This is a genomic window from Vibrio sp. FE10, assembly GCF_030297155.1.
Taxonomy (GTDB): Bacteria; Pseudomonadota; Gammaproteobacteria; order Enterobacterales; family Vibrionaceae; genus Vibrio; species Vibrio apostichopi.
This window is the reverse complement of record NZ_AP028067.1, coordinates 2,085,756-2,111,524: the sequence shown is the minus strand read 5'-3', so window position 1 is coordinate 2,111,524 and position 25,769 is coordinate 2,085,756. Positions and strand designations below refer to the sequence as shown.

The window sequence follows — 25,769 nt, the reverse complement described above, 5'->3', positions numbered from 1 at the left end:
ACCAATCTACCACTCACTCAACAGACCAGATGGCATTCTTTCTTTACTACAATGTTTGAGAATGCCGATTTACTGCTATTTCTACCTTTGTGAACTTCGCTATCGATTAGAATTTGTTCGAAATGAGTCAATATTTAATCGATTGCTTTCACAGTGGTTGATGTAAATCAAATACTCATAGACAATACTGTCCCGAATAGAGGTGATAGCATTCACCCTCGTTTACCAAACGCATTCTCAAGTGTAATAGGCTCTCGCTATTGATGTAATAGCCAAGACCTATTATCTATTTTCGTATGTCGCTGATACCTTTGGCGAATACTAAAAACCTTGTTTTTATAGGAAAGATGATGGTAATACCTGAAAACAGCAGCATCGTTATTTTTGGTGCGTCGGGAGATCTAACTTACCGCAAGTTAATTCCTGCCTTGTACCACCTGTATGCTAGCAATCAACTTCCAGAATCCTTTGCGATTCTTGGAGTGAGCCGTACTGAGTACAGCGACGAGTCTTACCGTGAGAAGCTGAAGAAGTCTCTTCAGGAAATGGAAAAAACTGAGCCAGAGACGCTGAATGCATTTATTGAACATCTGCATTACCAAGCGATCAACACTTCAGATGTAGACGATTACGCTCGTCTAGCCCAACGTCTGGATAAGCTTGAGCAAGACTACCAATTCGAAAACCATAACACATTGTTCTACTTGGCAACCCCGCCAAGCCTTTACGGTGTGATCCCAGCAAACCTTGCTGCGCATGGCCTGAACGATGAGAAGAACGGCTGGCGTCGTCTTATCATTGAGAAGCCATTTGGTTACGATCTAGCATCAGCTCAAGCACTGGATGAAGAGATCCATCATCACTTCCAAGAACACCAGATCTACCGTATCGACCATTACCTTGGTAAAGAAACGGTACAAAACCTTCTAGTGCTTCGTTTCTCAAACGCGATGTTTGAACCACTCTGGAACCGTAACTTCATTGAATACGTTGAAATCACTGGTGCTGAGTTCCTTGGCGTAGAAGAGCGTGGCGGATACTACGACGGTTCTGGCGCAGTTCGTGACATGTTCCAAAACCACCTGCTACAAGTGTTAGCAATGGTTGGTATGGAGCCACCTGCACAAATCAATGCGGATTCAATTCGTGACGAAGTGGTTAAAGTACTTCAGTGTCTGAAACCACTGGAAGAAGACGACCTGCGTAAAGATTTGGTTCTAGGTCAATACACGGCATCAGACGTTCGTGGCCAGCACTTGCCTGGTTACCGTGAAGAGCCGGGTGTAGCAGATGACTCTCGTACTGAAACGTACATTGGTCTTAAAGCACACATCAACAACTGGCGTTGGAATGGGGTTCCTTTTTACGTACGTACGGGTAAACGCTTACCAACGCGCGTAACGGAAATCGTGATTCACTTTAAGAACACACCTCACCCAGTATTTGGTCAAGATGCACCAGAGAACAAACTGATTATCCGTATCCAACCGGATGAAGGTATTCAGATGAGCTTTGGTTTGAAAGAGCCAGGTGCAGGTTTCAAAGCAAAAGAAGTGAAAATGAACTTCTCTTACTCTGACTTACCTGAAACTCAAATGCTAACGGCTTATGAGCGTCTTCTTCTTGATGCACTGAACGGTGATGCGACTCTGTTTGCACGTACCGATGCAGTAGAAGCATGTTGGAAGTACGTTCAACCAATCTTAGACTTTAAACAAGATCCTCAAGCACTGTTTGGCTATGCTTGTGGTACTTGGGGCCCGCAAGAAGCCGATGAGCTTCTGCAACGTGATGGCCGCGCATGGCGTTTCCCATGTAAAAACCTAACAGACACGGATTACTGCGAACTATGATCAACCACAAGATCTTTGCAACGCCAGAATTGGTCGTTGAAAACCTAGCAAACGAAATGAAAGCATACAGCGAGCAGGGCAAACCTGTTCACATTTCATTGTCGGGTGGCAGCACGCCAAAAATGCTTTTCAAGCTTTTAGCTCAAGCACCATACGCAGAAGGCATTCAATGGAATAACCTTCATTTCTGGTGGGGCGACGAACGTTGCGTGGCACCAGACGACGCTGAAAGCAACTTCGGTGAAGCAAACGCATTGTTGTTTACACAAGTAAACCTGCCTGCAGAGAACATCCACCGCATCCGTGGTGAAGATGAGCCTAAAGCAGAAGCAGAACGTTTCGCGAAAGAAATGGCAGATGTGATTCCAACAGAAAACGGCACGCCAGTTTTTGATTGGATTCTGCTAGGTGTTGGCGCAGACGGCCACACAGCTTCACTATTCCCGGGTGCAACTGACTACCAGGATGAGAACCTATCTGTATTAGCTTCTCACCCAGAGTCGGGCCAAATCCGTGTTTCTAAAACGGCGAAAGTTTTAGAAGCAGCAAAACGAATCAGCTACCTAGTACTGGGTGCAGGTAAAGTTGAGATCGTTAAAGAAATTCATACAACTCCTGCTTCAGAACTGCCTTACCCGGCAGCAAAAATCCAGTCTAAAACTGGCGAAACAGAGTGGTTCCTAGATTCAAATGCAGCAAGTGCTATCGCATAAGTGCGAATAGCCGCAAGGAGATAAAATAATGAAAGGTGATATCGGTGTAATTGGCCTAGCAGTAATGGGTCAGAACCTTATCCTAAACATGAACGACCACGGCTTCAAAGTTGTGGCTCACAACCGTACTGCTGCTAAAGTAGACGAGTTCCTAGAAGGCCCAGCTAAAGGTACTAACATTGTTGGTGCTTATTCTCTAGAAGAGCTAGTTGAGAAGCTAGAAGCGCCACGTAAAGTGATGCTTATGGTTCGTGCTGGTGACGTTGTAGATACGTTCATCGACAAGCTTGTACCACTTCTAGACAAAGGCGACATCATCATTGATGGTGGTAACACTAACTTCCCAGACACTAACCGTCGTGTTGCCGCTCTTCGCGAGAAAGGCATCCACTTCATCGGTACTGGTGTTTCTGGTGGTGAAGAAGGCGCTCGTTTCGGTCCTTCTATCATGCCAGGCGGTTCTCCTGAAGCTTGGGAAGCGGTTAAGCCTATCTTCCAAGGTATCTCAGCGAAAACTGACGCAGGTGAGCCTTGTTGTGATTGGGTTGGTAACGACGGTGCTGGTCACTTCGTTAAGATGGTTCACAATGGCATCGAATACGGTGACATGCAGCTTATCACTGAAGCATACCAGTTCATGAAAGATGGCCTAGGTATGAACCACGACGAAATGCAGGCTGTATTTGCTGACTGGAACAAAACTGAGCTAGACAGCTACCTAGTAGAAATCACTGCTGATATCCTTGGTTACAAAGATGAAGACGGTGAAGCGCTAGTTGAGAAGATCCTAGACACTGCTGGCCAAAAAGGTACGGGCAAATGGACAGGTATCAACGCGCTAGACATGGGTATCCCACTGACTCTAATCACTGAGTCTGTATTCTCTCGTTGCCTGTCTGCACTTAAAGACCAACGTGTTGAAGCTGAGAAACTGTTCGGTAAGACTGTTGCTCCAGTTGAAGGCGACAAGCAAGAGTGGGTTGATGCAATCCGTCAGGCTCTACTTGCTTCTAAGATCATCTCTTACGCTCAAGGTTTCATGCTAATGCGTGAAGCGTCGAACGAAAACGGCTGGGATCTAAACTACGGTAACGTTGCACTTATGTGGCGTGGCGGTTGTATCATCCGTTCTGCATTCCTAGGCAACATTCGTGATGCTTACGAAGCGAACCCAGAGATTGCATTCCTAGGTTCAGATGCATACTTCAAAGGCATCCTAGACAACTGCATGGGCGCTTGGCGTAAAGTTGCAGCTAAGTCTATGGAATCTGGTATCCCAATGCCATGTATGACTTCTGCACTAACGTTCCTAGACGGCTACACAACAGCTCGTCTTCCTGCGAACCTTCTACAAGCTCAACGTGACTACTTCGGTGCTCACACTTACGAGCGTACTGACCGTCCACGTGGTGAATTCTTCCACACAAACTGGACTGGTACAGGCGGCGACACTGCTTCTACAACTTACGACGTATAATCGTTAGTTAGAATCAGTTAAGAACACGTTCGTTCTTTCAGCTGTAAACTAGAAAAAAAAGGATGCCAATAGGCATCCTTTTTTGTTGGTTCGCGTTTTCTTTGGTCTACACAACCAAGACGTTTAGGCTCAAGCCGTCATTATATGAGGTTGTGTGTCGTCGTTGTATTGCTCCCGAATTGCCATAAAGCCGTCTAGGTTCTGTTTAAGGGCCTCAACACATTCTGGGTCGAACATTGAACCGTTGTGCGCTTCAATGTATTTCATCACTTCATCGAGTGTCCACGCATGTTTATAGGCTCTTTTGCTCATTAGCGCATCAAACACATCGGCTAATGTCACGATGCGGGCTTCGAGTGGTATTGCCGTGTTACTCAAAGCATCGGGTAACCCTGTGCCATCAAATCGCTCGTGATGATGACGCACGATATTTTTAATGAACTGTATTTCGTCAGCACACATAGAGGTATGGCAAGATAGGGCAACCACGTCATTGATCATCTCTTCACCGTATAAGGTGTGATTGTTCATGATGGCTCTTTCTTCTTCATTAAAGCGCGCGCTACTGAACAACACTTTATCTGGAATTCGATATTTTCCGATGTCGTGAAAGGGCGCATACAACCGAATTCGATGAATGAACTGATGTGTGATTTCTCTTTTGGTGTGTGACAGCGTGCGAGCAATTTGTTCACTGTATTTACCCATGCGAATAAGGTGTTCTTTAGTTTCTGGATCTCGAGCATGACCCATGTTCAAAGCTATCGCTAAAGAGGATTGAAAGTGACGCTGCCGCTCAAACCATTGGACGAAGAGGCTAGAGATGACTTGAGTGAGATAGGCGATATCACACTGAATAGTTTGCTTAGCAAAAAATCCCGTTGATGAAGCATTGATAAATACAAACCCAAGATTACTTTCTTGATGATGAATAGGTGTCGTATAACTGCTTTGATGGCCGAGATCGAGCAGGTGAGCTATTTGTTTGGTTGGGTTAATGGTGGTGAGGTCGTTGACGATTCGAGTGTCTAAAGACTCTGCCATTCGAGACAAAGCCGATTCTGGCTTAAGTTCTTGCTCAACGTATCGATGTTCTGCTTCTTGGCACAGAGTGTCCGATACAAAGTAATTCGATGCTCTATTTTCACTGCACAGCACGACCGAAAGCCTAGACAGTATGGGGTAATGTTCGCGAGCTAGCCGAAAGAGATCATCAACGATGGCGATAATATCTTTATCTTGGGCGGCTACTCTGCTGATTTTGGAGTAGTCAAACATGGTCAAAGCCAACCTTTATTTATAGTTATATCATTGTTTAATATCGTTATTTGTAGGTTTCTATATCACTTTTAACATAGCACCGTGCTGTAAATTCGCAACATTGCGTTCTAATAAATTTAAATTTCATTAGTTTAAATAGGGATATTTCATGCTTCTATCATGGTTTTTGTTAACTTACGCGAGTTTGCTGGATCTCTGAGAAGAACCTTCGTTGGGAGAGGGATGGCTGTATTACACGCAACATCAGGATGGTAAGTGACCATTTTAAAATTAAATTGAAAGATAAATAGGATCACGAGCATGCTTTATGCCATCATAAAGGCATAGATAAGGGCAATGGATGTAATGCCCAAGTGATTGAGCTAGAAGCGGTCAGTGATGACGGTGTTCTAGAGTAAATTCAAGGCCTTTAGTTGCCTTGGAAAAGGTAATGTTATGACTGAAGAAGAAAGAATCGAACTGCAACAGAACAACCCTCTGCATGGCTTGAAGCTAGACACTATGATCACTGAGTTAGTGGATCATTACGGTTGGGAAATTTTGGATGCTGCAATGCGCATGAACTGCTTTAACACTAAGCCGACAGTAGCAAGTGCCGTTAAATATTTGAAGAAAACAGAGTGGGCTCGCGAGAAGGTTGAGAACTTCTACCTTTACCGTTTCAAGCGCATGCCTAAAGCTTCTGATATTGAATACCAGATGCCTCCGCGTTCACGTACATTCCGTCACGGGTTAGAGCCTCGTGAGCCAATGGAATTAACGGTTGAATCGATTCTAGCATCACAAGCTAAAGCGGCATCTGCATTTAAAGAGCGTCGTGGCGGCAACGGTCGTAACTTTCGTCGTTAATAGATAGGCGTCGCTAGTAAAAGGGCGTCGTTAATAGAAAGGCGTCACTAGTAAAAGGGTGTCGCTAGTTTTAACGTCGCTATGTAAAGGCGCAAGTCGATCATCGTCAGATAGACGAAGCCTTGACTGAAAAATACAAAAGGAGCCTAAGCGCTCCTTTTTTAATGTGTGTCGCTTTAGTCGTTTGCCTTAAGCTTCGCGATTCTTTCTTTGATTCTTCCAAAGGTCAACGACATAGACAATGGCGCTGATCAGTAGGAATAGCGCTGACACAGAAAACAGAGCGGGCATTTTTAGAATCCACGCGAATGTGGCAGCAAGAAAAGCGACAAAGCAAATGAGCCGACTTGATGACATGACATGACCGAGTTTAATGTTCATAACGCCTCCTAATGAAGTCTCACTTTCGACAGGAGAATTATCCCACCTTTGGCAAAATAAAGGCTAAAAAACAGTCTAAATTGTTATCAAATTTGCTAATTAAAGGGCTCGTCTCACACATTTGGGCTTGGCTATTTTATAGTTCATAAAATAACCAGTGGGGCATTTGAGATTTCTTTGATACCTTTTCAACGCTTAACGATTTACGTTGTGTTTTGCTAACGGAAACTGCGATTACTGCACGAAGTCGTTCGAATGCAAGTTCGTTGGCATAGAATCTATTTCGCATAAAACCTAGCTGGCATATAACCGACTTAACATAAAATCTAGTTGGTATAGAACCTAGTTAGCATAGAAGAAGTAAGCGGTGATGAAAAAGCTAGCAATGATCACTGTGGTACGAACATATTGTTGAGGAATGCGGCGCGAGACTTTTGCCGAATAGTAACCACCGACCAATGTCCCAAACAAAACGGCCATGCCTGACGGCCAATCAATCGAACCATTCATAACAAAGAACACGATTGCTGCGAGTGATGCACATGCCGATACCAACAATTTGATGCCATTCATCACGTTGATATTGGTATATCCAGCCAGTGCCAAGTAACTCAATGTCACAATGCCTAAGCCTGCATTAAAATAACCACCATAAACACACACGATCAAAAGTAATACGGCGGAAAAGAACGCGCCTGCGCTGGTGGCGTGCTTATGTTTAGCGGTTACTTTCTTTAGCCATTTATTGAGTGTGCCACCAAAGGTAAAAAGCAGAGCAGCGAACAGCAATAACCAAGGAACGGATTGAGTAAATAGCGTTTCTGGTGTGTGTAGTAGTAAAAATGCACCGATACCGCCGCCAATTACACATAGCCCAACAACAAGTTTGAGTTGTTTGGTGCCAGATTGGATCTCATGGCGCAGTGCATAAGCACCACTGATGTAACCTGCGCATGAAGCAAAGGTATTGGTCGCGTTGGCTGCGATAGGAGGCACGCCAGCAAACAATAGAGCAGGGAAGGTGATGAAGCTGCCTCCTCCTGCAATAGAGTTAAGCACGCCGCCAATTACGCCTGACAAGAATAGAATCAACCAATCCATAGTTTTAGAATCCAATGCGTTAAATTATGAATCACCTTACTTGATTTTGTTATTAATATCAGGGATATGTGTTTTTCAGGAGTCGGATTGTGAGTTTGCTACCATCTTAGATCTGTGTTTTTTTGAAATAACGGATACGAAAAAAGGAGCCTAAGGCTCCTTTTATTTAGTTTAAGTAAGTGATGTTCTGAGCCTAAACTTCAACTGGTTTTGCTCTAAAGCTCTTGAACAGCTTCACAAGAATCGGACTAGAGAGAACTAATACCGCCAAGATAGTGAATGTCATGGTGATAGGGCGTTCCCAAAGGAAGCTGAGTTCGCCATCACTGATCATCAGTGCGCGTCTCAAGTTCTCTTCCATCAAACCACCTAATATGAAGCCAAGCAGTAACGGTGCGAGTGGGAAGTTGGCCAGCCTTAACGCTATCGCCGCCATTGCCACAATGAGCATTACAAACACATCCATCGTGTTAAAAGACACCAAGTACACGCCAGTGATTGAGAAGAAGATAATCATTGGCAGGAGTACTGTTCTTGGTACAGCAAGCAGTTTAGAGATATATGGGATCAACGGTAGGTTTAAGATAACCAGTACAATGTTACCGAAGTACATAGAGATAATTACCGACCAAAATACATCTGGATGTTCAACAAACAGGCGAGGGCCCGGTTGAATACCATAAGCAATCAATGCACCTAACATGATTGCTGTAGTACCAGACCCCGGAATACCAAGTGTCAGTAGTGGAACGAATGAACCACTTGATGCCGCATTGTTTGCTGATTCTGGTGCAACAAGACCACGAATACTGCCTTTACCAAATTCTTTCTGTTTGTCTTTTGGCGCGAGGCTACGCTCCATGCCGTAACTTAAGAAAGCGGCAATCGTTGCACCAGCACCAGGTAGAACACCAGTAAAGAAACCAAGGATCGAAGAACGAATCGAAACGGGTGCGACTTCTTTGAACTCTTCTTTGGTCACTTTCATGCTGCCAATATCGGCCATCTTTTGGCTTTCTTCGCCGCTGGTGTCTTTCTCAGGTTTCAAAATGCCCATCAAAGTCTCACCTAAAGCGAAGGTTGCCATAGCAAGAAGCAGGAAGCTGAATCCATCCATAAGATCCGTTAGACCAAATGTGAAACGTTCTACACCGACACCTTTGTCGATACCCACTGTTGATAACATCAAACCTAAGATAGTCATCATCCAAGCCTTGATGACCTGACCTGGACCTGCAAACGCCGCTACTGCTGATAAACCTAATAGCATCAGTGCAAAGTAGTCAGAAGACTGGAAGCTTAATGACACGCTTGCTAGAGCTGGTGCGGCGATCAACAACATAATTGCAGAAAGCGTACCACCAGTAAAAGAAGAATAGGCTGCAAGGGCAAGGGCTTTACCAGCTTGGCCTTTTTGCGCCATTGGGTAGCCGTCGAATGCTGTTACTACCGTAGAGGAACACCCCGGAGCATTGATTAAGATTGATGACGTTGAGCCACCAAATACCGCGCCATAATAGACACCCGCCATCAAAATAAGACCTGAAGAAGGATCAAGGCCGTAAGTAATAGGGATCATCAGTGCGATTGCTGAAATTGGACCGAGCCCCGGTAGCATCCCGATAAAGGTACCCACGAAGCAGCCCACAATGACCATCATGATGTTCATTGGCATCACAGCGGTAGAAAGTCCTTGTAAAATTCCGTCTAACATAATGTTATCCCTACCAAAGAGTGAAGATTAAACCAGGCTCTAGGTAGATATCTAAGCCTTGAGTTAATAACAAAAAGAACGCGATAACGAAAGGAAATGACGCGCCAAATAGAACAGATTTACGGCGCTCACCCAATAGGTAAAAGCCAGCGAGCAAGAAGAAGCTGGTTGCTAAAACAAAGCCAAGATAAGTCAGTCCAACACCGTACAAAGCCATTAACACTAAAAAGCCAATGAGCAGCTTCCAGTTCAACGGCGTTGTGTCGCATGAAACCTTCTGGTCCGGTTGTCCTGTAATTAGTAGGATCAATGACAGGCCGATGCCGATAAACGTTAATAGGGTAGGTAAAGTTCTTGCAGTGAAGGGTTCGTACTCGTCACCGGGAAACAAAGGAATTAGCGTGGTTTGGTAGCCATAGCACAAGCACGCCAGCATAAAGATCATGGCTCCGATGCGATCCTTTGAAAGCAAAGATTCCTTACTCAGAAATTTGGTTGGTAAGTCCGACATATCCAACTCCATTTGGGGTGGTATAAATAGTAAAAAAGCCGTACATGAGCGAGTTAATGAAGAATGTCTGGGATCACTAACCAAAGGTAAGCGAATTACGGTACTGGTTTATCAGCCACTTGCGTTTACAACGAATCGGCAAGCGTTAGTAATACGTCTACGAATAAACAAAGGAGTTTGAAGTTAACTCATGTACGGCGAAACAAGGAAAGAGTAAGAGGGCGCATAGACCCTCTATGGTTGCTGGTTATTTCAAGAAACCAAGCTCGCGCATCAGGTCGCCCATCTGTTTTTCTTGGTCTTCTAGGAAGGCGTAAAAATCTTTGTCAGCTTTGTAGTTGTCAATCCAACCGTTACGGTCACGAACCACTTGCCATTCATCAGTTTTGTACATTTTGCCAAGTGCTACATTCCACTCGTCGATTTTTGCTTGGCTAGTGCCTGGTGCAGCGAAGAAGCCACGCCAGTTAGCAAATACTGTTTCGTTGCCGTACTCAGTTAGTGTTGGGATGTTTGGTGCCGCATCAAGACGTTTTGGTGCCGTTACTGCCAATACTTTTACTTGGCCTGATTTAGACATTTCTAGTACTTCACCAAGGCCTGTCGAAAGCAGTTGCGTTTCGCCAGATAATAGAGCTGCCATTGCTTTACCACCTGCATCGTAAGCAATGTAACGCACTTTCTTCGCATCAAAACCTTCGCCTTTGAACGCTGCCGCTACAACAAGGTGATCCATGCTGCCACGAGCCGAACCGCCTGCGATTTTCACTTTACGTGGGTTGCTTTCGAATTCTTTTACTACGTCTTCCCAAGTGTTGTACTTCGAATCCGCAGACGCAACGATTGCGCCATAGTCAGCAATAGTTGCTGCAACTGGTGTTAGGTCGCGGAAAGATTGAGGGAAAATACCGGTCAGCGAGCGCACTACGATAGGTGTTGAGTTCACCATCAGCGTGTCTTCTTGACGTTGAGCCGTCTCGATTAGGTGTGCAATGGCTTTACCACCGCCACCACCAGACAAGTTTTGGAAAGAGACATTTTCTACGATGTCGGATTTCACTAATACATCACCCGTACCACGAGCTGTCATATCCCAACCGCCACCAGCGCCGCCAGGGATTAGGAAGTGGATTTTCTCTACGTCAGCAGCAAAAGTGTTAAAAGAAAAGGTTGTTGCGATGATAGAAGCCGCAAGAGTAGGTTTCAGTGCCTTGAACATGGTTCACGTTCCTTATGTAGGGGATCTCTTCAATGGAGAGAAACTTATGTTTTATATCCAGCTGCTAAACACACGAGTAGGGTATTGCTTAGCAGATGAAGTTAAAGTTAACGGTGTGTTAAAGAATTGTCTTTAATGCGGAGATATTGAGGATAAAGAACATTGGGTGAATAAAGTTCATAAAGTTCACGGTGCATATTTCGGAGCTAGCCGACCGCCTATTTCGGTTTTAATCGACCACCAAATCCGTTTTTAACCAACCACTCATTTCGGTTTTAATCATCCACTTTTCGGTGTGTTTCCGAAATCGATGGTCGATTTACCGAAATAAACCTCTTTTCTCTTTTAAATCAATAGGTTTAACCTGAGTCTTTCATGTTGAGAGCACTAAGGATAAATCATGCCGAAAAAGAGAATGCCAATGAATAAAATTAAGGAAATCTTACGCCTCCGATACGAGTGCAATCTTTCTAATCGACAGATCGCCGCTTGCCTCAATATTGCTCATTCCACTGTATCCCAGCATCTATCCCGATTTAAATCCAGTGGCCTCACGTGGCCACTGGAAGAGACTCATCATGAAAATCAAGTCACCCAAGCTTTGTTTGATGGTCGCTCATCTTCTCAGCATAAAGTGATGCCTGATTTCACTCTCTGCTACTTAGAATTGAAGCGTAAAGGGATGACTAAAGCTTTGCTTTGGGAAGAGTATTGTCATCAGCATCAAGACAAAGCCTATGGCTATACACAGTTCTGCGAACTGTATAGACGTTGGCTAAAGACACAAAAACGCAGTATGCGCCAACTTCACCATGCTGGTGACAAGCTCTTCATTGACTACTGTGGCCCAACGATCCCTGTTGTGAATCCAGATACAGGAGAATGCCGACATGCTCAGGTATTTGTCGCCACTTTAGGAGCGTCAAATTACACCTATGTCGAGGCGAGTGAGAGCCAAGGGCTTGAACACTTCCTCATGGCTCATGTGAATACCTTTAATCACTTTGGTGGTGCTCCGAATCTACTTGTACCTGATAATCTGAAATCTGCTGTAACGAAAGCAGACTGTCATAGCCCTATCCTCAATGAGAGCTACCGAAAACTGGCACAACATTACGGCGTTGCTGTGATGCCAGCCAGGCCCTACAAGCCTAAAGATAAAGCCAAAGCTGAGAACGCAGTTCTCATCGTAGAGCGCTGGATAATGATGCGCCTTCGCCACCAAGTGTTCTATACAATGGCTGAGCTGAACCTGGCTATCCGAAAGCTGATGCATGACTTAAACCAACGAGAGATGAAACAGCTTGGTGTCAATCGACATGACTTGTTCAACAAAGTTGACCGTCCAGCGTTAAAACCACTGCCATCGCAACCATATGTGTATATCGAAACTAAACGAGCAACCGTCTCCCCTGATTATCACATTCAATATAAAAAGCACTTCTACTCTGTGCCGCACCAACTTGTTGGGCAACAAGTTGAGCTTGAAGCAACGCATCAAATAATACGTATCTACCACAAAGGGAGCATTGTTGCTCACCACTGCACAAGCCAAAAAGAATATGGTCTCTCTACCGTTTACGAGCATATGCCAAGCAACCATCAATACCAATCATGGACACCCGAGCGTTTTATCCGTTGGGGAAAATCTATTGGGCCAGCCACAGGTGAACTGACTCAGATGTTGCTCAAACGCCCAGAGCATGAAGCATTGGCCTTTAGAAGTTGCTTTGGGTTACTAAGTCTTGCCAAAAAGCACTCAGACGCACGGTTAGAACAAGCTTGCCGAGATGCCTTAGTGACAGAGAAGCCATACCTTGGCTTCGTCAAAAACTTATTGAAGAACCATCGAGAAGGCACTCTCTCTCAGCCTTCCACTGATACCCCAAACCTTAAACACACTAATGTTCGTGGTTCCAACTACTACCACTAGGAGAAACAATATGGACGCAATAATCCAACAGTTAAAATCACTACGCCTAAGTCATGCTTCTGATGCACTGGAACAGCAAAGGATACACCCCGCGACCTATGCTGAACTTGGCTTTGAAGAAAGGTTAGGACTCATCCTTGATCATGAGATAGTGAACCGAGATCAAACCAAAATCCAACGACTTAAACGGCAAGCCAAGCTGCGCCTAAGCGCTAGCGGTAATCAACTGGACTACCGCCCAGAACGAGGCTTAAAAAGAGCAATGATGGGAGAGTTATTATCAGGCACTTATTTACAAAAGCGACAGAATGTCCTGATTACAGGTGCAACAGGTGCAGGTAAAACCTATGTTGCTTGTGCGCTCGCCGAGCAGGCGTGTGAGCAACACTGCCCAAGTCGTTATTATCGCCTAAATCGTTTACTTGATGACCTGAGTAGTAGCCGCCTTGATGGCAGCTATCAAAAGCTGCTACTGAGCTTGTCTAAGAAAAAACTGTTGGTTATCGATGACTGGGGAATGGAAAAACTCAGCCAAGAGCATGCAAGTAATCTTCTCGAAGTGCTAGAAGATAGATACCAAGAGTGCAGTACAATCATTATCAGCCAACTACCTGTAAAAGAATGGCACGAGATGATCGACAACTCGACGATCGCTGATGCGATCTTAGATAGGTTGGTTCATCAAAGTCATAGAATCGAGTTACGAGGGGAATCAATGAGAAAACTGGCTTAAATCGACCACTTGGAGTAAAACTAAGGAAGAGAAAAGAGAGGCTTAAAAAGGTGGTCGATTAAAAACGAAACTAGGGGTCACATCAGCCGAAATACGCATCACGGAGAGGTGAGGATGTCCTTACTGTTGGAGACAGATGAAAAAAGAGAGCCACTAGGGCTCTCTTTAATTGTTTGTAAACTAGAACAAATCTCGTCTTTTCATTTTCACGAAGAGCTCGCGAGTGGTGAGCTTTTTAGCCGTTCAGTGGCGGTATCGAAGTCGAATTCCTCTAGTGCGCTTTCTAACTTTTTGAACTCAGAAGGAGATAAACCCACCACTGCACCATCTTCAATGTTAAGAATGATGTTGAGTGCTTCAGTATCATCGTTGGCAACGGCTTCCAGCAATTGACGGTACAGCTTCACGTTTGGCTGATTAGGCGAGGAATCCGAATTTGCCTGTTGTTCTTCAGGATCTTTATGGGTTTGATCTGACTGAGCGAGCGAGTGTGCGATCTGTTGGCTTAACGTAATCGTGGTTTTGATGACCTTCTCTTTTAGTTCGTCATCGGTAAGTTCGGACTCCAGTTTTTCACACAAGCTATGTAAATCGCTCGCACCTAGGTTTCCTGCAACACCTTTAAGGGTGTGTAAGTAACGCTGCTGTGTACTGCTTGATAGCTCAGTAGTTAAGATATCTTCGTCAGAGTAAGCCTCAACAAATCGTTTCAATAACTTCATGTAGAGTTTGTGATTGTTACTTGCCCGCATCAATCCCATTTTGGTATCAAGACCCATAATGACAGGTAACGCCTCGGGTTCTTTTTTTGCGTTGTTTTCTTTTTGTAGAGTATTGGTGGAGTCTTGCAACGAAACATTGAACTGCACGGGGTTAGACGGTGAAACCCAGTTTGCCAAGGTTGCGAACATAGAGCCGACATCAATGGGTTTTGCGATAATGTCACTCATCCCACAGTTGAGTGCTTTCTCTTTATCTCGTTCCATCACGTTTGCTGTCATCGCAATGATAGGGGTTTGAGTGTCTTTTATCTCGTTGCGGATATGCTCTGTTGCTTCATACCCGTCCATGATTGGCATTTGACAGTCCATCAAAATGCCATCGAAAGGGGTATCATCAGTAATGGCTTGTTGATAAAGCTCTATTGCACGCTGGCCATTCTCAGCAATGGTGACTTTAATCTGCTGGCCTTCTAACAGCTCTGTCGCGAGCTCTTGGTTTATCTCGTTGTCTTCAACCAACAAGATGTTAGCACCAGCAAGTTGTTGAACATTCGCAAGCTGATTCTGTTGCTCCAATTCGCTACGAGAGACGCGATCTGAATCAAGTCCATACAGCGAAACGATGGAGTCATAGAGGTGAGAAGAGGTGATAGGCTTGTCTAAAATACTCGGGACCTCGAATCCTCTTTTGGTAATGGCCTCGGCTAACTCTTCTCGGCCATAAGCGGTGAGCATCATTATTTTCGGCTCTTTACTTAGAGATAAGCCGTGATTGAGTGCTTCCAATAGGTCAACACCGTCGCGTTTAGGCATTTTCCAATCCGAGATAATCAGATCAAAGGGCTTATTGTTAGCATCTGCGGTGTGCAATTCCACTAACGCTTCATCAACAGAGGCACTTAACGTTGGAGTGAGTTTTAGAGACTCTAGAATATCGCCAACGATCAAGCGCGCACTGGAGTTGTCATCAACAACCAGCACTTTTAGATGATTAATCGAAGCGGGAACCACCACTCGGTTTTGGGTAATCGAGTGACTAACGCGAGTTGCGATCGTAAATGAGAAGGTTGAGCCTTTGCCAAGCTCAGTCGAGACTTGAATATCCCCACCCATGAGCTGGCTAAGCTCCTTACTGATCGCCAAGCCTAGGCCTGTTCCGCCGTATTTCCGTGTGGTTGAGCTGTCTGCTTGAGTGAACTTATTGAACAGTTTAGCGGCTTGTTCTTGTGTCATACCTATTCCGCTATCAGAGACAGCAAAATTCAGTTTTATGTCGTCACCATCTCTTTCTTCAACAGAGATAGAAATTTTCACTTCGCCTTTCTCGGTGAATTTAACGGCATTATTGCTGAGGTTAATCAAGATCTGACCAAGCCTTAGCGGATCACCAATCAGATTGGTTGGTACATCTCTATCGACTTGGATAAGTAGCTCTAAACCACGCTCAGAAGCTCGTAGGCCAACCAAGTTAGTAATGTTGTCTAGTACGTTCTCGAGATGGAAATCGACGTTTTCGATGTCTAATTTACCTGCTTCGATTTTAGAGAAGTCGAGAATGTCGTTGATCAAACCGAGTAGGGTGTCCGAAGAGAGCTTCACTTTGTGGATGTAGTTACGTTGTGCCTTAGTTAAGTCGGTCTTCAGCGCCAAGTAGCTCATGCCGATGATGGCGTTCATTGGCGTGCGAATTTCATGGCTCATGTTGGCTAAGAAATCCGATTTAGCATGATTGGCAGCATCAGCTTCGTCACGTGCAACGGCTAAGTTTGTTGCAAAGTGCTCAAGGGCTGAATGCGCTTTGTTGGCTAGCAGGCCCATAAACAAAATGATCAAAAAGAATATTAAGCCACCAATAGCAAGGTGTGATGAGACGCTTGAAGAGTCTTTGACATTATCACTTTCGGACATATAAGCATTGGCAACCAAGTCATGCAGTTGAGTGAAATTAGCGTTCATCTCTTTCAATACTTGATGGCTAAGCAGTTGAGCTCTGGCTAGGTTAGAAAACTCAGCCTCATAAAATGTTACGTGCTGATCAAACGCGGTGATTTTCATTTCAGGTGCGTATAACGTCAGTATGTCAGCCGCTGCGAGTGACACAGATTGCATTTCACCGATCAAAGTAAAGACTTGTTCTGATATCACCGATTGATCAGCTGATTTAGCTAACGAAAAATCACGATTAAGCTGCTCGGATTGGCTTAACAGCGTTTGAATGATAAGCAGGTTTTCACCGATTGAAAGCTGAGATGAAAGGCGAGATTGAGCATTCCCTATCTCTTTGTTGAGGTCGGTTAACAAGCCTTGTTGCTGTGAGTTAAGCGCCGTTGAAGCACGTGATAGCTCAATACCGCTTCGAGATACTTGCTTAGTGATTGATGTTTTGAGTTGTACTGCTGAGCTCGACAAGCCTTGTAGCTGAACTAGGTTAGTGTAGTAACGGTTCTGAGCTTGTTGGACGGTTTGCAGTAACTCCGCGCCTTGCGGATCTGTGACCTCGTTTTTAAGCTGAGTAATTAATGCTGATACCTTCTGGATTTCAATCTTGGTCAACGCATATGTTTGTGGCGAACCAGTCAGCAGAAACTCCTTTTCTAAGTTTTGAACTTTGGCACTGAGTGTTGTGAGCCCACCAATTTTCATTACTCTATCGGCTTGACCTTCACTTAATATTCTAAGTTGTTTGACGTCTTGGCTAACCGTATTGATCGTGTCTTTGTGAGAGCTTTGCATTTCAGTAAGCAGATCTGTTGCCGCTAGCGATTTTCGGTTCATTCGATCACGAGCTTTCTCGCTCAACTCAATCAAGCCAGCGTATTTGATGAATTGATTTATATATCCAGTGAGCGATATTTCTGCGTGCGGATTTTGGTTATGAGCCGCAAAGGTACTGACCAACTCCTTTGACAGTTCTGCTTCTTTATAAAAGAGTTGCGCAGATAGCGGTATACGCTCGTTGCTAAAAGAGAGTTCGTGAACGCGAAGCTTGTCGAGGGAGGTAAGTAATTGAGTACTTACCGCGTAGTCTTCAATGCCGACGAAGCGATTGTTTAGGTTGAACCATGCGGCAACCGCCACCGAGAACAGCACTATGGTGGCAATAATAAAAGAGATGAGTATTTTTTTAGAATCAGATGCAAATCTGGAAACAGTATTCATAAAGTACCTGTATTTAAAAAGTACCAGCGAACTTAGTGGTCTGGTTCATCAGTAAAAGAGCCTTTGATGGTTAGCATCTCATCGAGCTTGCTAATGAAGATCGGAACTAAGTTAGGATCAAAGTGAAGGCCAGCTTGTTCTTGTATTAACTCAATCGCTTTTTCAATCGACCAAGCTTTTTTGTACGGGCGTTCGCTCGTTAGGGCATCGAATACGTCGGCAATGGCAACAATACGAGCACTTAGAGGAATGTCTTCGCCAGACAGTTTATGAGGGTAGCCACTACCATCCCATTTCTCGTGGTGGTAAAGGGCGATCTCTTGAGCGAGTTTCAGCAATTTGGAGTCGTTGTCTCCAATGATATCCCCGCCAATGGTGACGTGTGTTTGCATGATTGCCCATTCATCTGCATCAAGCTTTCCGGGTTTGCCTAATATGCAGTCGGGGATGCCAATTTTTCCAATGTCATGCATCGGTGCTGCTTGGAACAGTAACTCAACCCATTCTTCCCCCACGTCTAACTGCTGAGCAAGGATCTTTGAGTAGTAACTCATTCTAACGACGTGCATTCCCGTTTCATTGTCTTTGTATTCAGCTGCTCGGCCAAGCTTACGAATGATCTCAAGTCGGCTCATCTCGAGCGCTTCTGTTCTTTGTCGGACTTTACGTGACAGTGCAAGGTTTTGGTCATACAAAGAAATATGTGTCGCGACACGAGCTTTCACGATCGGCGGGCTAACGGGTTTGGTTATGTAGTCCACCGCCCCTAATTCAAACCCTTTTTGTTCATCGATCACGTCTGTTTTCGCCGTAACAAAGACGACGGGAATATCAGAGGTGACAGGGTCGCTTTTTAGCCTTTGGCAGACTTCGTAACCGTCCATTTCAGGCATCATGATGTCGAGAAGAATGAGGTGAGGTTTTGGCGAGGAAGAGGCTATCTTTAACGCTTTTTCGCCTGATGTAGCGGCTTTGATTTTAAAATCGTCGTTGAGGATCCCAGATAGAGTGTGGATGTTGTCTGGGATATCATCAACAACCAAAATAATGGGTTTATCTGTCGTAATTTGATTCATTTTTCGTCCCTAAAAAATTTAATCAGATTGCTATGTTCTATGCTAGTAAAGCGTAGTGGAATTTGGTGGAAATGCATGATTTCAGGAGGGTTAATTATTGGTTTTGGAATCCAAAAGGAAATAATGGTACACCTTTCTATGAATAGATATTTTATATGTTAACCTTTATTTAACAAAGAATAACTACATGGATCGTGTAGTAGTGCGATCAAGGTTGAATAGTTCAGGGTTTAGTTTGCTAAGACCTAATGATTCAGAGGGACTTAGTCGTTCAAGTAACTTTTCAAATCTAACGTGGACTTGTTACAGGGAGAACGTACGATGCCGAATACAGGGCTGACCATCATTCAGAAAGACATGCTATCGCTATTTGCGAATGCAGATTTGGTGGGTGTGACTAAAGTAGATAAGGTTAAGATTGCGGTTGCCGCCGCAACAGAAGTAGACAGCTTAACAGGCACCATTACCGAGGCTGTGACAGGGAGTGGAACAAGCCTTGCTGGTATGATTGAAAACATCACCGAGCAGATAAAAGAAAAATTCCTCGATTACGCAAAAAGCATTACCAGTATCGCGATGGATGATATTAAAGCTCAGATATTGAGTATGATTCCAAGCTTGGTAAAGCGAATCTTTGCTGATTTAGCGCCTGCAATCGATGATATTAAAGAAGCCGCGACGAGAATTTACTCGGCGTTGGGTAAAGCTGTTAACAACCACAAAACCCGTCACCTGAGCTCAATGACAACGACGCGTGTTGGTGCTGATGTGATTGATAAAATTCGTGGTGAGATCCGTGCAGTTGCGATCGAAGATTCAATGATTGCACTGGCTCATGGTGGTGTCATTGCGATTAACTTAGCCAGTTCAGGAATTGGCGCTACGGTAACCAGTATTGTTAAAGCGGTTCTTTCTATCTTCAACTTTTTCCGCGGTTTATACGACAAGTGGGTCATGGAGCGTAAGTTCCGCAAGTTTAAGCAAGAGTGCGTGATGCTAAATCAGAAGCGAGACGTAATTGGCGCAAACTTCTTCCGAGATTGGTTCAAAATGAAGATGGAAGAGATCCCCGTTATCGCTTCCTACATGGTTTGCATGCCTTGCTATAGTTCACCATACAATTTCCTTTCTATTACCGACATAACGCCACCACCGCCTAATATGAGGACTCGCTTAACTCGAAGAATTAAGCGTAAGTTTGGACGCAAGGTGAATACTGATCCTTCAGTGATTAAGTTATCTTTCCAGAAGTCGACCTTAAGTGCTTATGCCACATTGCAAGAAGAGGCCAAGGCGTTTATTGCCAACAGTGAAATTGCGCTTGAGAGTAATAAACCGGGTGTGAAACAAGCGTTAAATGCGGCGCGTGGTGAACCGAACTTTATTCCGGGAACGGATGAGAAAGCATTTTCTAAGGCGGTAAGAAAGCAGCAGGTTAAGAACTTCTTTAATGGCACAACTATCAAAGAGAGCGTGAAAGAAAGCCTCGCCCCCAAAGCACTAGCCGCAACCGTTGCTGGTGGGTTGGAATCGCTTCTAATACCTGAATAACAAAGCTATTTGAACAACCAAATGAACAGAATAAAAGAGCGACCTGCATCACTCAGCTCATTGTGTTCATAGCATGGGCCAAGTTGGCTTGAATTAAAGCGAACAAAAAAGCGGATGATTGATCATTCGCTTTTTCGATTCCTAAAGATAAAAATACAGATATGACTGGTTTATCTATGCTGTTTCAGGAGAACTTGATAGCGGCTGGGTAGGGCTACATCATCTAAAACTTCCTCTAACGTAACCGCAAGAGAGAACCAATCGTCAAGTTTGCTTGTGAGCAAGTGCTGTCTAGAGTACCGAGGTGTGTAACTGTTAAAGCGAAGCTGTTCACGTTCAGTACCAACGTTAGTAACAGAGCCAAAGTCGATGAGTTGAGCTTGTCCTTGTGGGCTGAATACGATGTTGGATGGCTTAATATCCCCATGGACGAAACCTAACTTGTGGACTTGGTTAATTGTAGATTCTAAAGCGCTAATCCAGTGAGAGGATAAGCATTCCGCCAAATCTGAATCTGCTTGTATCTCTAGCAGTGTTTTACCATTCATGTAAGAAAGAACTAAACAGTCACTCTTATGGTTAGAAAAGTAATCACAATAGTTCGGCCAGATATCTTTTTTATTAGAGTCGGTATTGAAATTGGTATTTGAATACAGAAACTCAGCTTCTTGTTTTAGAAAGTGACGGTGCTTTAGCTCTTGAGCGTATTTAATGGTAACCAGCCCCCAACTAGGGTGTTGGGCTTTGAAAACCCGTGAACTTAAACGAGAGAGGTTAGTGTATCCATGAGCTTTGAACACTGGCAGAAGCTTTTCATCGTTCAAGTCCGTTTTTGAGAATATATCATCCCCAGAAGCTTGAGCTCGCCTTGATGGACAAGACGAGCTGTTTGAAAGTGCGTTATTAGATCCCACTTGGCAGTGAGAATCCAGAGAAGAAACCGGGAACAAATGGGTTCGATTGACCTTGAGTTTTGATGGTCAGTTTTACTTTGCTGTCACCGTATACAAACTCAACCTGAGTGTCTTGTGCAGAGGTAAAGTTCACGTTTGGCTCAAACAAGCGGAACCAACTCCATGTCCCTTTTACGGTGTTCTGGCCAATTGTAGAATCCTGAGCATTAAGTTGAATGCCTAACTTCTCGATAAACTTCGCGTCACCTTGCCATGATTGTTGGCTCCATAGTATTGGGCCATGACGATAGGTAAAGATAGGCTTATCTGAAATGATCGAAAATTCCGTGATGTTTGGCGTCATATCGACGGCTTTCAGTTGGAAATTGATCAGAATGTTCGATGGATCAGCTAAGAATAGGGCGTTCTTTATATCAGCGGCCTTATCAATCATTGTCCAAACTTCAGGTGTAATGGATAACCCTGTACCTGGCAACAGTCCCGGTAAGTAGGGGGATTCGTCACTGTTTTTGATAAATCCGTTTAGACGAGTTTGAGAGAATTTATCGACGATGCCATTAGTAACGAAGAAGGCTTTAACATCCGCGACACTCACGTCTGATTTAGATTTTCGGTTGAACGGATAAAACGAAGCCAATCGCTGTTGGTAAGGTTGATACACTTCTTTCGACCACGCAGTATTCAGGTAGTCGTGAGCCAGTGACATTACCGTCTCATTACTCTGGTGTACCACCTTATTAATCAGCTCTTCAGCGACCGCTAAATGATTGTTGGAGAGGCTTGATAGCGACGCAATCGGATTGCCAGCTTGCAACGTCACAGACAGTGTTTCAAAGGCGACCTTTTGTGGCTCTTTGGTCTCGTAAAACTTGTCTCCCCACTTTTTAGCATTAATAAAGGCGGTCAGTAGGTTGTCGATGGACTTCTTACCTTGGTCATTGGCAGAAACCTGCTTTTTATATGCTTGGAAACTAAGAGATATCTGACGAGCGGATTCTTTTTTATCAGGGTCTTGAATCGGCATGCTTGCAGGATCTTGTTCCTTATCATCCTTGGCTGGTATCTCTAGTTCTACATAGGTGTACTTAGCTATCGTCGAGTACAAACTGACTAGTGGGTTATTACTGGCTTCCGACAGGGTCGTTAACGTATTCTTTAATTGCGTAGGGTCGGCCACTTCTTTGACTTCGACATTACGGACTAAATCGCGCCAATAGTTAATGTAATCATTCTGGTAGGTTTGCTTCAACTCTCGGCTGATTCGATGAAGTTCGAGTGCGCTAGGGTAAGCACCGGCAACGCCCTCATAAGACTGCAAAGCCGATTTAAGAGTCGGGGAGTTGACCGATAAATCGAGCTCGTTAAAACCCGTCGGTGTATAGATATAAGGAACTAAGTAGCCGGCGTAACTTGGTGAGAACTGGAGTACTGAACCAAAGTTCTCACCTAACTCACCACGAATATCGACACGCTTTGCGTAGGTCGTAGAACTTTGGATATGTTCATACAACAGAGTTTCAATGCCCGTCTGGGTGATGACTTTCTTGGCTAAGCTCTCTAAATCATGGTTCGATTTAATTGGCGTCAGGTTACGTGCAAAGATGTCATTCAACAGTACTTCTAGCTGAGCAATGTTGACGCTATCTGCCTCTCCTTGGTCTTGTAGCGTACGAACGTAGTAGTTTTTAAGCTCTTGGACATTGGTTCTGTCTTTGCTGAAAAGTAAACGGTAGTTATTAAGCAGAGACAGCGTCTGAGATTGGTCTTCAAGGTTTACGTACACAAATAGGTCTTTCTCGATCGTATTTTCCATCGAAGGGATAAGCACTTGTTGTAGCTCAGTGAAATAGGCCTCTTCGACTTCTTCCTTGATGCTAGGGTTCGGCATAAACGGCAAGCTATACCAAGGCTCGGGCTGCTTGTAGAGGTTATAGATTCGCTGCAGCGAGAACAGATTCGGAATATTGTCAGCCATGTTCTCGATGTCGTAAGGCGATGCCGAGATTGCTTCTTTATAACGTTCGAGCATTACATCCGCTCTGGTCTCACGTTGATTTTGGAAATCAAAGTCGAACTTAATCACCAATAACACGGCTGCGAGTAAACCAATCCAAGAGAGCGTGAACAGAACTTGGTTAACCAACAAGGTGTTCTCTTTGCGTTTGTTTACGCCGACTAACTCGTGTTCCGATAGGATCACGTGTGTCATGAGGTATTGGGCAAACAAGGTCTGATTAACAGGGATTTGCTCGTTCTGTTGGTAGTGTTCATGTCCTACAGAATAAGAGACCGCACTCGCAAGTAAGTCGGATTGCGAAGCGCTTTGGCCATCATGAGTGAAATAGAAGCCTCTGAACTGCAGTGCGTCACTAAGTTGCTCACCTCGGTATAATCGATTGAGGAACAGCCAAAGGTTTTGTTTCAATAGTCCAAACTGGAAAGGAGCACTGGCAATAGAGTTTCGATAATCTTGATTCAATTGACCTGCTAATGCATTGCTCATGTTCGCAATCAATTCACTGATCAAATGATCGTATTCATCATTGAACCAGTTCGCATCGATGCCACCGTGTGCAGAGTAAGGCGCAGTAGCACCGAATACTTCATCTCTTTTCGACTCGTCAAAAGCAGAGAAGAACTGACAAAAGTCGCTGATGCTGCCCATATTCGAGATGACGTTATAAATCGGTAAGCTGACACCAAAAGCTTGATTGAACGTCTTGATTGTCGATTTAAGCTCGTCGGCTTGTTGTGTTATCTGTTCGTTGTTTTCCAGTAGTGACGAGACGTCAGTGGTGAGCAACAAGCCATTAGCTGCTTGTCTTGGGCGCCATGCCGTTAGAGACTGACTGAGTGTTTTTAGATATTCAGGATGTTGGTCTTCCCCCATACTCACCGACACTAAAATAGAATGCTCACTGACCCAAAACAGAACAGGGAATTCAATGTCATTACCGAAGTCGTCAAGCTTATAGGCTTCGTAACCCATTTGAGTGATGATGCTTTTGTCTTTGTTTGGGTTTTGACTCAATAGTAAATAGATCGGTTGATCGTAGCGGCTGGTTAAGCGAGTTTTACGCTTTTGCCCGCTGATCATTCGTTTAAAATGATTTGCTAATTGCTTTTGTCTTTTCTGAATCAGTTCTTTGTCTAAAGACTCTTCTTGTGATTTTGCGCTGCGTTTGATGAGCACCCAATAGCAAATGAAGCCGATAAGCGTAGAGACGATGGCGATAGTCGTCAGCGCCCAAACCAAATAAGCATTGAGCGGTGTTAACAGAATGACGCTAGAGGCGACGGTAAAAAAGGCGACAGAGGCTAGGGCAGAAATGCCTACTGTTTTCTTAACGTTGCCTGACTTGTTTGATTTGGCATCCGGCATAATCAGTTAGATTCTTCCTTGTTTAAGTCATGCGCAGAAGTGCGAACAATAATAGCGTTTATTTGGTCGTTTTCTACGTACCAAGCTTTGGTTGTTCTCGCTTCTTCTGAAGTGTTGGCTCTTAATATCACTCGATAGTATTTCTTGTAAGGTGAGATGATTGGCTCATAAGCTGACGGAGATAGATTATTGATGAAAGCTTGGGCATTTTTTTTACTTGAGAACGTCGCGAGTTGCACCAACCAATTGGCTGAGCTTGGCGTGAAGTTAGTTGTTTTTGAGGCTTCTACTGCCTCAGCTTTACTCGCGTGACGAGGAGGGTTTTCCAAGTCATTATCTTGGCTGATGAAGACAATGTCTTTGATTTCTCCAGAAAGAACGTAGCGTTGGCTAAAGTTTGGTAAAAAGGTGAAATCACGCGATCGCTGTGCGTGGGTTTTGTTGTACCAGAACTCTGTTAAACCAATACTGGTTGCTATCAAACAAAAGAAAAACAAGCTAGTAATGAAGTAACGTTTACGTCTTGTTGGTTTTCTTACGTCAGGTAGCTTTACCTTCGTGCGGCAGTGAACGCCACTGGCGGTACGATATTGACTGATGGTTTGTTCTAATTGATGAACGAATGCTTTTAACTGTTCAGCGCCGCCTTCACGATATTGGCCTTTGAACCCAATATTGATGAAGAGGTAGATGATCTCCAGCAGATCGATCAGTTTGTGTGGTTGTCTTGCGGCTTTTTCAGCAACAGAGAAGAACAGCTCACCGCCATTACGCATGCCAAACAGTTCGCTAAGTAAGGTTTTATTTTCCCAGCCGCGTTTCTCTCCCCACTCGGTGTAGATGATGAATTCATCGATGACTACAGCGTACAAAAAGCACAGTTTATCGATAACGGCAATAGGGTAGGTAAGCTCGGTTGCTTGAGCCTTTATGTCGTTAATGCCCTGAATAAACTGCTCTCGGAAAACGGTTAAATCTTCAGGTTCAGACAACGTTGAGATCTTGAGTGTTTTGGTCAGTAAATCACTACTGATGTTGATCAGTTGATTCTCTGCCTTATCAAAGTGACGCAGAAACTCTTCTTGGGTGCTGGTGGAGTGCACCGCAACCAATTTAGAGAAAGCGTGGTCAGACTCTGTATTCGCAGAGCCTTTTGATGCTTTATCTATGACCAGTGTTTCTTCGTCTAAATAATCCATG

General features: G+C 44.3%; 18 protein-coding genes. 7 read left to right on the top strand and 11 right to left on the bottom strand.

The window, feature by feature from the left end; genetic code table 11:
• Positions 1-350 precede the first annotated feature (350 nt).
• From zwf to gnd, 3 genes are read left to right on the top strand one after another with little or no spacing between them, the layout of a single operon-like run.
• A complete protein-coding gene (zwf, locus tag QUF19_RS09515; RefSeq protein ID WP_029226035.1) occupies positions 351-1,853 on the top strand; it encodes a glucose-6-phosphate dehydrogenase in 1,503 nt (500 codons plus the stop codon).
• Positions 1,850-2,566, top strand: coding sequence for a 6-phosphogluconolactonase (pgl, locus tag QUF19_RS09510; RefSeq protein ID WP_017108181.1), 717 nt, complete (start codon positions 1,850-1,852; stop codon positions 2,564-2,566). The genes zwf and pgl overlap by 4 nt, the downstream gene beginning before the upstream one ends.
• Positions 2,567-2,594: 28 nt before the next feature.
• A complete protein-coding gene (gene gnd, locus QUF19_RS09505) occupies positions 2,595-4,043 on the top strand; it encodes a decarboxylating NADP(+)-dependent phosphogluconate dehydrogenase (protein WP_004733587.1) in 1,449 nt (482 codons plus the stop codon).
• A 129-nt stretch (positions 4,044-4,172) separates the two neighbouring features.
• On the opposite strand, the gene QUF19_RS09500 is transcribed toward gnd, so the two are convergent.
• Positions 4,173-5,333, bottom strand: a complete 1,161-nt coding sequence (locus QUF19_RS09500) for an HD-GYP domain-containing protein (RefSeq protein WP_286292051.1) — start codon at positions 5,331-5,333, stop codon at positions 4,173-4,175.
• Between the two features lie 426 nt (positions 5,334-5,759).
• Here QUF19_RS09500 and QUF19_RS09495 point away from each other — a divergent pair, with 426 nt between their 5' ends.
• Entirely contained in the window at positions 5,760-6,173 is a 414-nt protein-coding gene (locus QUF19_RS09495) for a VF530 family protein (protein ID WP_004733589.1), read from the top strand.
• A 189-nt stretch (positions 6,174-6,362) separates the two neighbouring features.
• Here the strand turns inward: QUF19_RS09495 and QUF19_RS09490 are convergent, their stop codons facing one another.
• From QUF19_RS09490 to QUF19_RS09470, 5 genes are all read right to left on the bottom strand, one after another.
• A complete protein-coding gene (locus QUF19_RS09490) occupies positions 6,363-6,554 on the bottom strand; it encodes a hypothetical protein (protein WP_004733590.1) in 192 nt (63 codons plus the stop codon).
• 342 nt (positions 6,555-6,896) lie between these two features.
• Positions 6,897-7,655: a sulfite exporter TauE/SafE family protein gene (locus QUF19_RS09485; protein WP_286291992.1), complete on the bottom strand. Its 759-nt coding sequence runs from the start codon at positions 7,653-7,655 to the stop codon at positions 6,897-6,899.
• A 193-nt stretch (positions 7,656-7,848) separates the two neighbouring features.
• Positions 7,849-9,369, bottom strand: a complete 1,521-nt coding sequence (locus QUF19_RS09480; RefSeq protein ID WP_009846586.1) for a tripartite tricarboxylate transporter permease — start codon at positions 9,367-9,369, stop codon at positions 7,849-7,851.
• Between the two features lie 10 nt (positions 9,370-9,379).
• Complete coding sequence (locus tag QUF19_RS09475) at positions 9,380-9,880, bottom strand: tripartite tricarboxylate transporter TctB family protein (RefSeq protein ID WP_065104016.1); 501 nt, start codon at positions 9,878-9,880, stop codon at positions 9,380-9,382.
• A 247-nt stretch (positions 9,881-10,127) separates the two neighbouring features.
• Positions 10,128-11,099, bottom strand: coding sequence for a tripartite tricarboxylate transporter substrate binding protein (locus QUF19_RS09470; protein ID WP_286291970.1), 972 nt, complete (start codon positions 11,097-11,099; stop codon positions 10,128-10,130).
• Positions 11,100-11,499: 400 nt separating this feature from the next.
• Here QUF19_RS09470 and istA point away from each other — a divergent pair, with 400 nt between their 5' ends.
• The gene (gene istA / locus QUF19_RS09465) at positions 11,500-13,032 is read left to right on the top strand and encodes an IS21 family transposase (protein WP_286291968.1); all 1,533 of its coding nucleotides are present in this window, start codon (positions 11,500-11,502) and stop codon (positions 13,030-13,032) included.
• Between the two features lie 10 nt (positions 13,033-13,042).
• Entirely contained in the window at positions 13,043-13,765 is a 723-nt protein-coding gene (istB, locus tag QUF19_RS09460) for an IS21-like element helper ATPase IstB (protein ID WP_286291966.1), read from the top strand.
• A gap of 206 nt (positions 13,766-13,971) precedes the next feature.
• Here the strand turns inward: istB and QUF19_RS09455 are convergent, their stop codons facing one another.
• Positions 13,972-17,646 (bottom strand): response regulator, encoded by a 3,675-nt coding sequence (locus QUF19_RS09455; protein ID WP_286291964.1) that lies wholly within the window; start codon positions 17,644-17,646, stop codon positions 13,972-13,974.
• Between the two features lie 32 nt (positions 17,647-17,678).
• Complete coding sequence (locus QUF19_RS09450; protein ID WP_286291961.1) at positions 17,679-18,722, bottom strand: response regulator; 1,044 nt, start codon at positions 18,720-18,722, stop codon at positions 17,679-17,681.
• A gap of 321 nt (positions 18,723-19,043) precedes the next feature.
• Here QUF19_RS09450 and QUF19_RS09445 point away from each other — a divergent pair, with 321 nt between their 5' ends.
• Entirely contained in the window at positions 19,044-20,273 is a 1,230-nt protein-coding gene (locus tag QUF19_RS09445; protein ID WP_286291959.1) for a hypothetical protein, read from the top strand.
• A 170-nt stretch (positions 20,274-20,443) separates the two neighbouring features.
• Here QUF19_RS09445 and QUF19_RS09440 read toward each other — a convergent pair whose 3' ends face one another.
• The 3 genes from QUF19_RS09440 to icmH are packed head-to-tail and all read right to left on the bottom strand — an operon-like array spanning position 20,444 to position 25,768.
• A complete protein-coding gene (locus tag QUF19_RS09440; RefSeq protein ID WP_286291956.1) occupies positions 20,444-21,187 on the bottom strand; it encodes a protein kinase domain-containing protein in 744 nt (247 codons plus the stop codon).
• Positions 21,177-24,569 (bottom strand): type VI secretion system membrane subunit TssM, encoded by a 3,393-nt coding sequence (gene tssM, locus QUF19_RS09435; protein WP_286291954.1) that lies wholly within the window; start codon positions 24,567-24,569, stop codon positions 21,177-21,179. The genes QUF19_RS09440 and tssM overlap by 11 nt, the downstream gene beginning before the upstream one ends.
• A gap of 2 nt (positions 24,570-24,571) precedes the next feature.
• Positions 24,572-25,768 (bottom strand): type IVB secretion system protein IcmH/DotU, encoded by a 1,197-nt coding sequence (gene icmH, locus QUF19_RS09430; protein ID WP_286291952.1) that lies wholly within the window; start codon positions 25,766-25,768, stop codon positions 24,572-24,574.
• Between the last annotated feature and the right edge of the window lies 1 nt (position 25,769).

Coding starts and splice junctions, on each gene's coding strand:
- zwf (WP_029226035.1), top strand. CDS start 351: ATGGTAATACCTGAAAACAGCAGCATCGTTATTTTTGGTGCGTCGGGA.
- pgl (WP_017108181.1), top strand. CDS start 1,850: ATGATCAACCACAAGATCTTTGCAACGCCAGAATTGGTCGTTGAAAAC.
- gnd (WP_004733587.1), top strand. CDS start 2,595: ATGAAAGGTGATATCGGTGTAATTGGCCTAGCAGTAATGGGTCAGAAC.
- QUF19_RS09495 (WP_004733589.1), top strand. CDS start 5,760: ATGACTGAAGAAGAAAGAATCGAACTGCAACAGAACAACCCTCTGCAT.
- QUF19_RS09490 (WP_004733590.1), bottom strand. CDS start 6,554: ATGAACATTAAACTCGGTCATGTCATGTCATCAAGTCGGCTCATTTGC.
- QUF19_RS09485 (WP_286291992.1), bottom strand. CDS start 7,655: ATGGATTGGTTGATTCTATTCTTGTCAGGCGTAATTGGCGGCGTGCTT.
- QUF19_RS09480 (WP_009846586.1), bottom strand. CDS start 9,369: ATGTTAGACGGAATTTTACAAGGACTTTCTACCGCTGTGATGCCAATG.
- QUF19_RS09475 (WP_065104016.1), bottom strand. CDS start 9,880: ATGTCGGACTTACCAACCAAATTTCTGAGTAAGGAATCTTTGCTTTCA.
- QUF19_RS09470 (WP_286291970.1), bottom strand. CDS start 11,099: ATGTTCAAGGCACTGAAACCTACTCTTGCGGCTTCTATCATCGCAACA.
- istA (WP_286291968.1), top strand. CDS start 11,500: ATGCCGAAAAAGAGAATGCCAATGAATAAAATTAAGGAAATCTTACGC.
- istB (WP_286291966.1), top strand. CDS start 13,043: ATGGACGCAATAATCCAACAGTTAAAATCACTACGCCTAAGTCATGCT.
- QUF19_RS09455 (WP_286291964.1), bottom strand. CDS start 17,646: ATGAATACTGTTTCCAGATTTGCATCTGATTCTAAAAAAATACTCATC.
- QUF19_RS09450 (WP_286291961.1), bottom strand. CDS start 18,722: ATGAATCAAATTACGACAGATAAACCCATTATTTTGGTTGTTGATGAT.
- QUF19_RS09445 (WP_286291959.1), top strand. CDS start 19,044: ATGCCGAATACAGGGCTGACCATCATTCAGAAAGACATGCTATCGCTA.
- tssM (WP_286291954.1), bottom strand. CDS start 24,569: ATGCCGGATGCCAAATCAAACAAGTCAGGCAACGTTAAGAAAACAGTA.
- icmH (WP_286291952.1), bottom strand. CDS start 25,768: ATGGATTATTTAGACGAAGAAACACTGGTCATAGATAAAGCATCAAAA.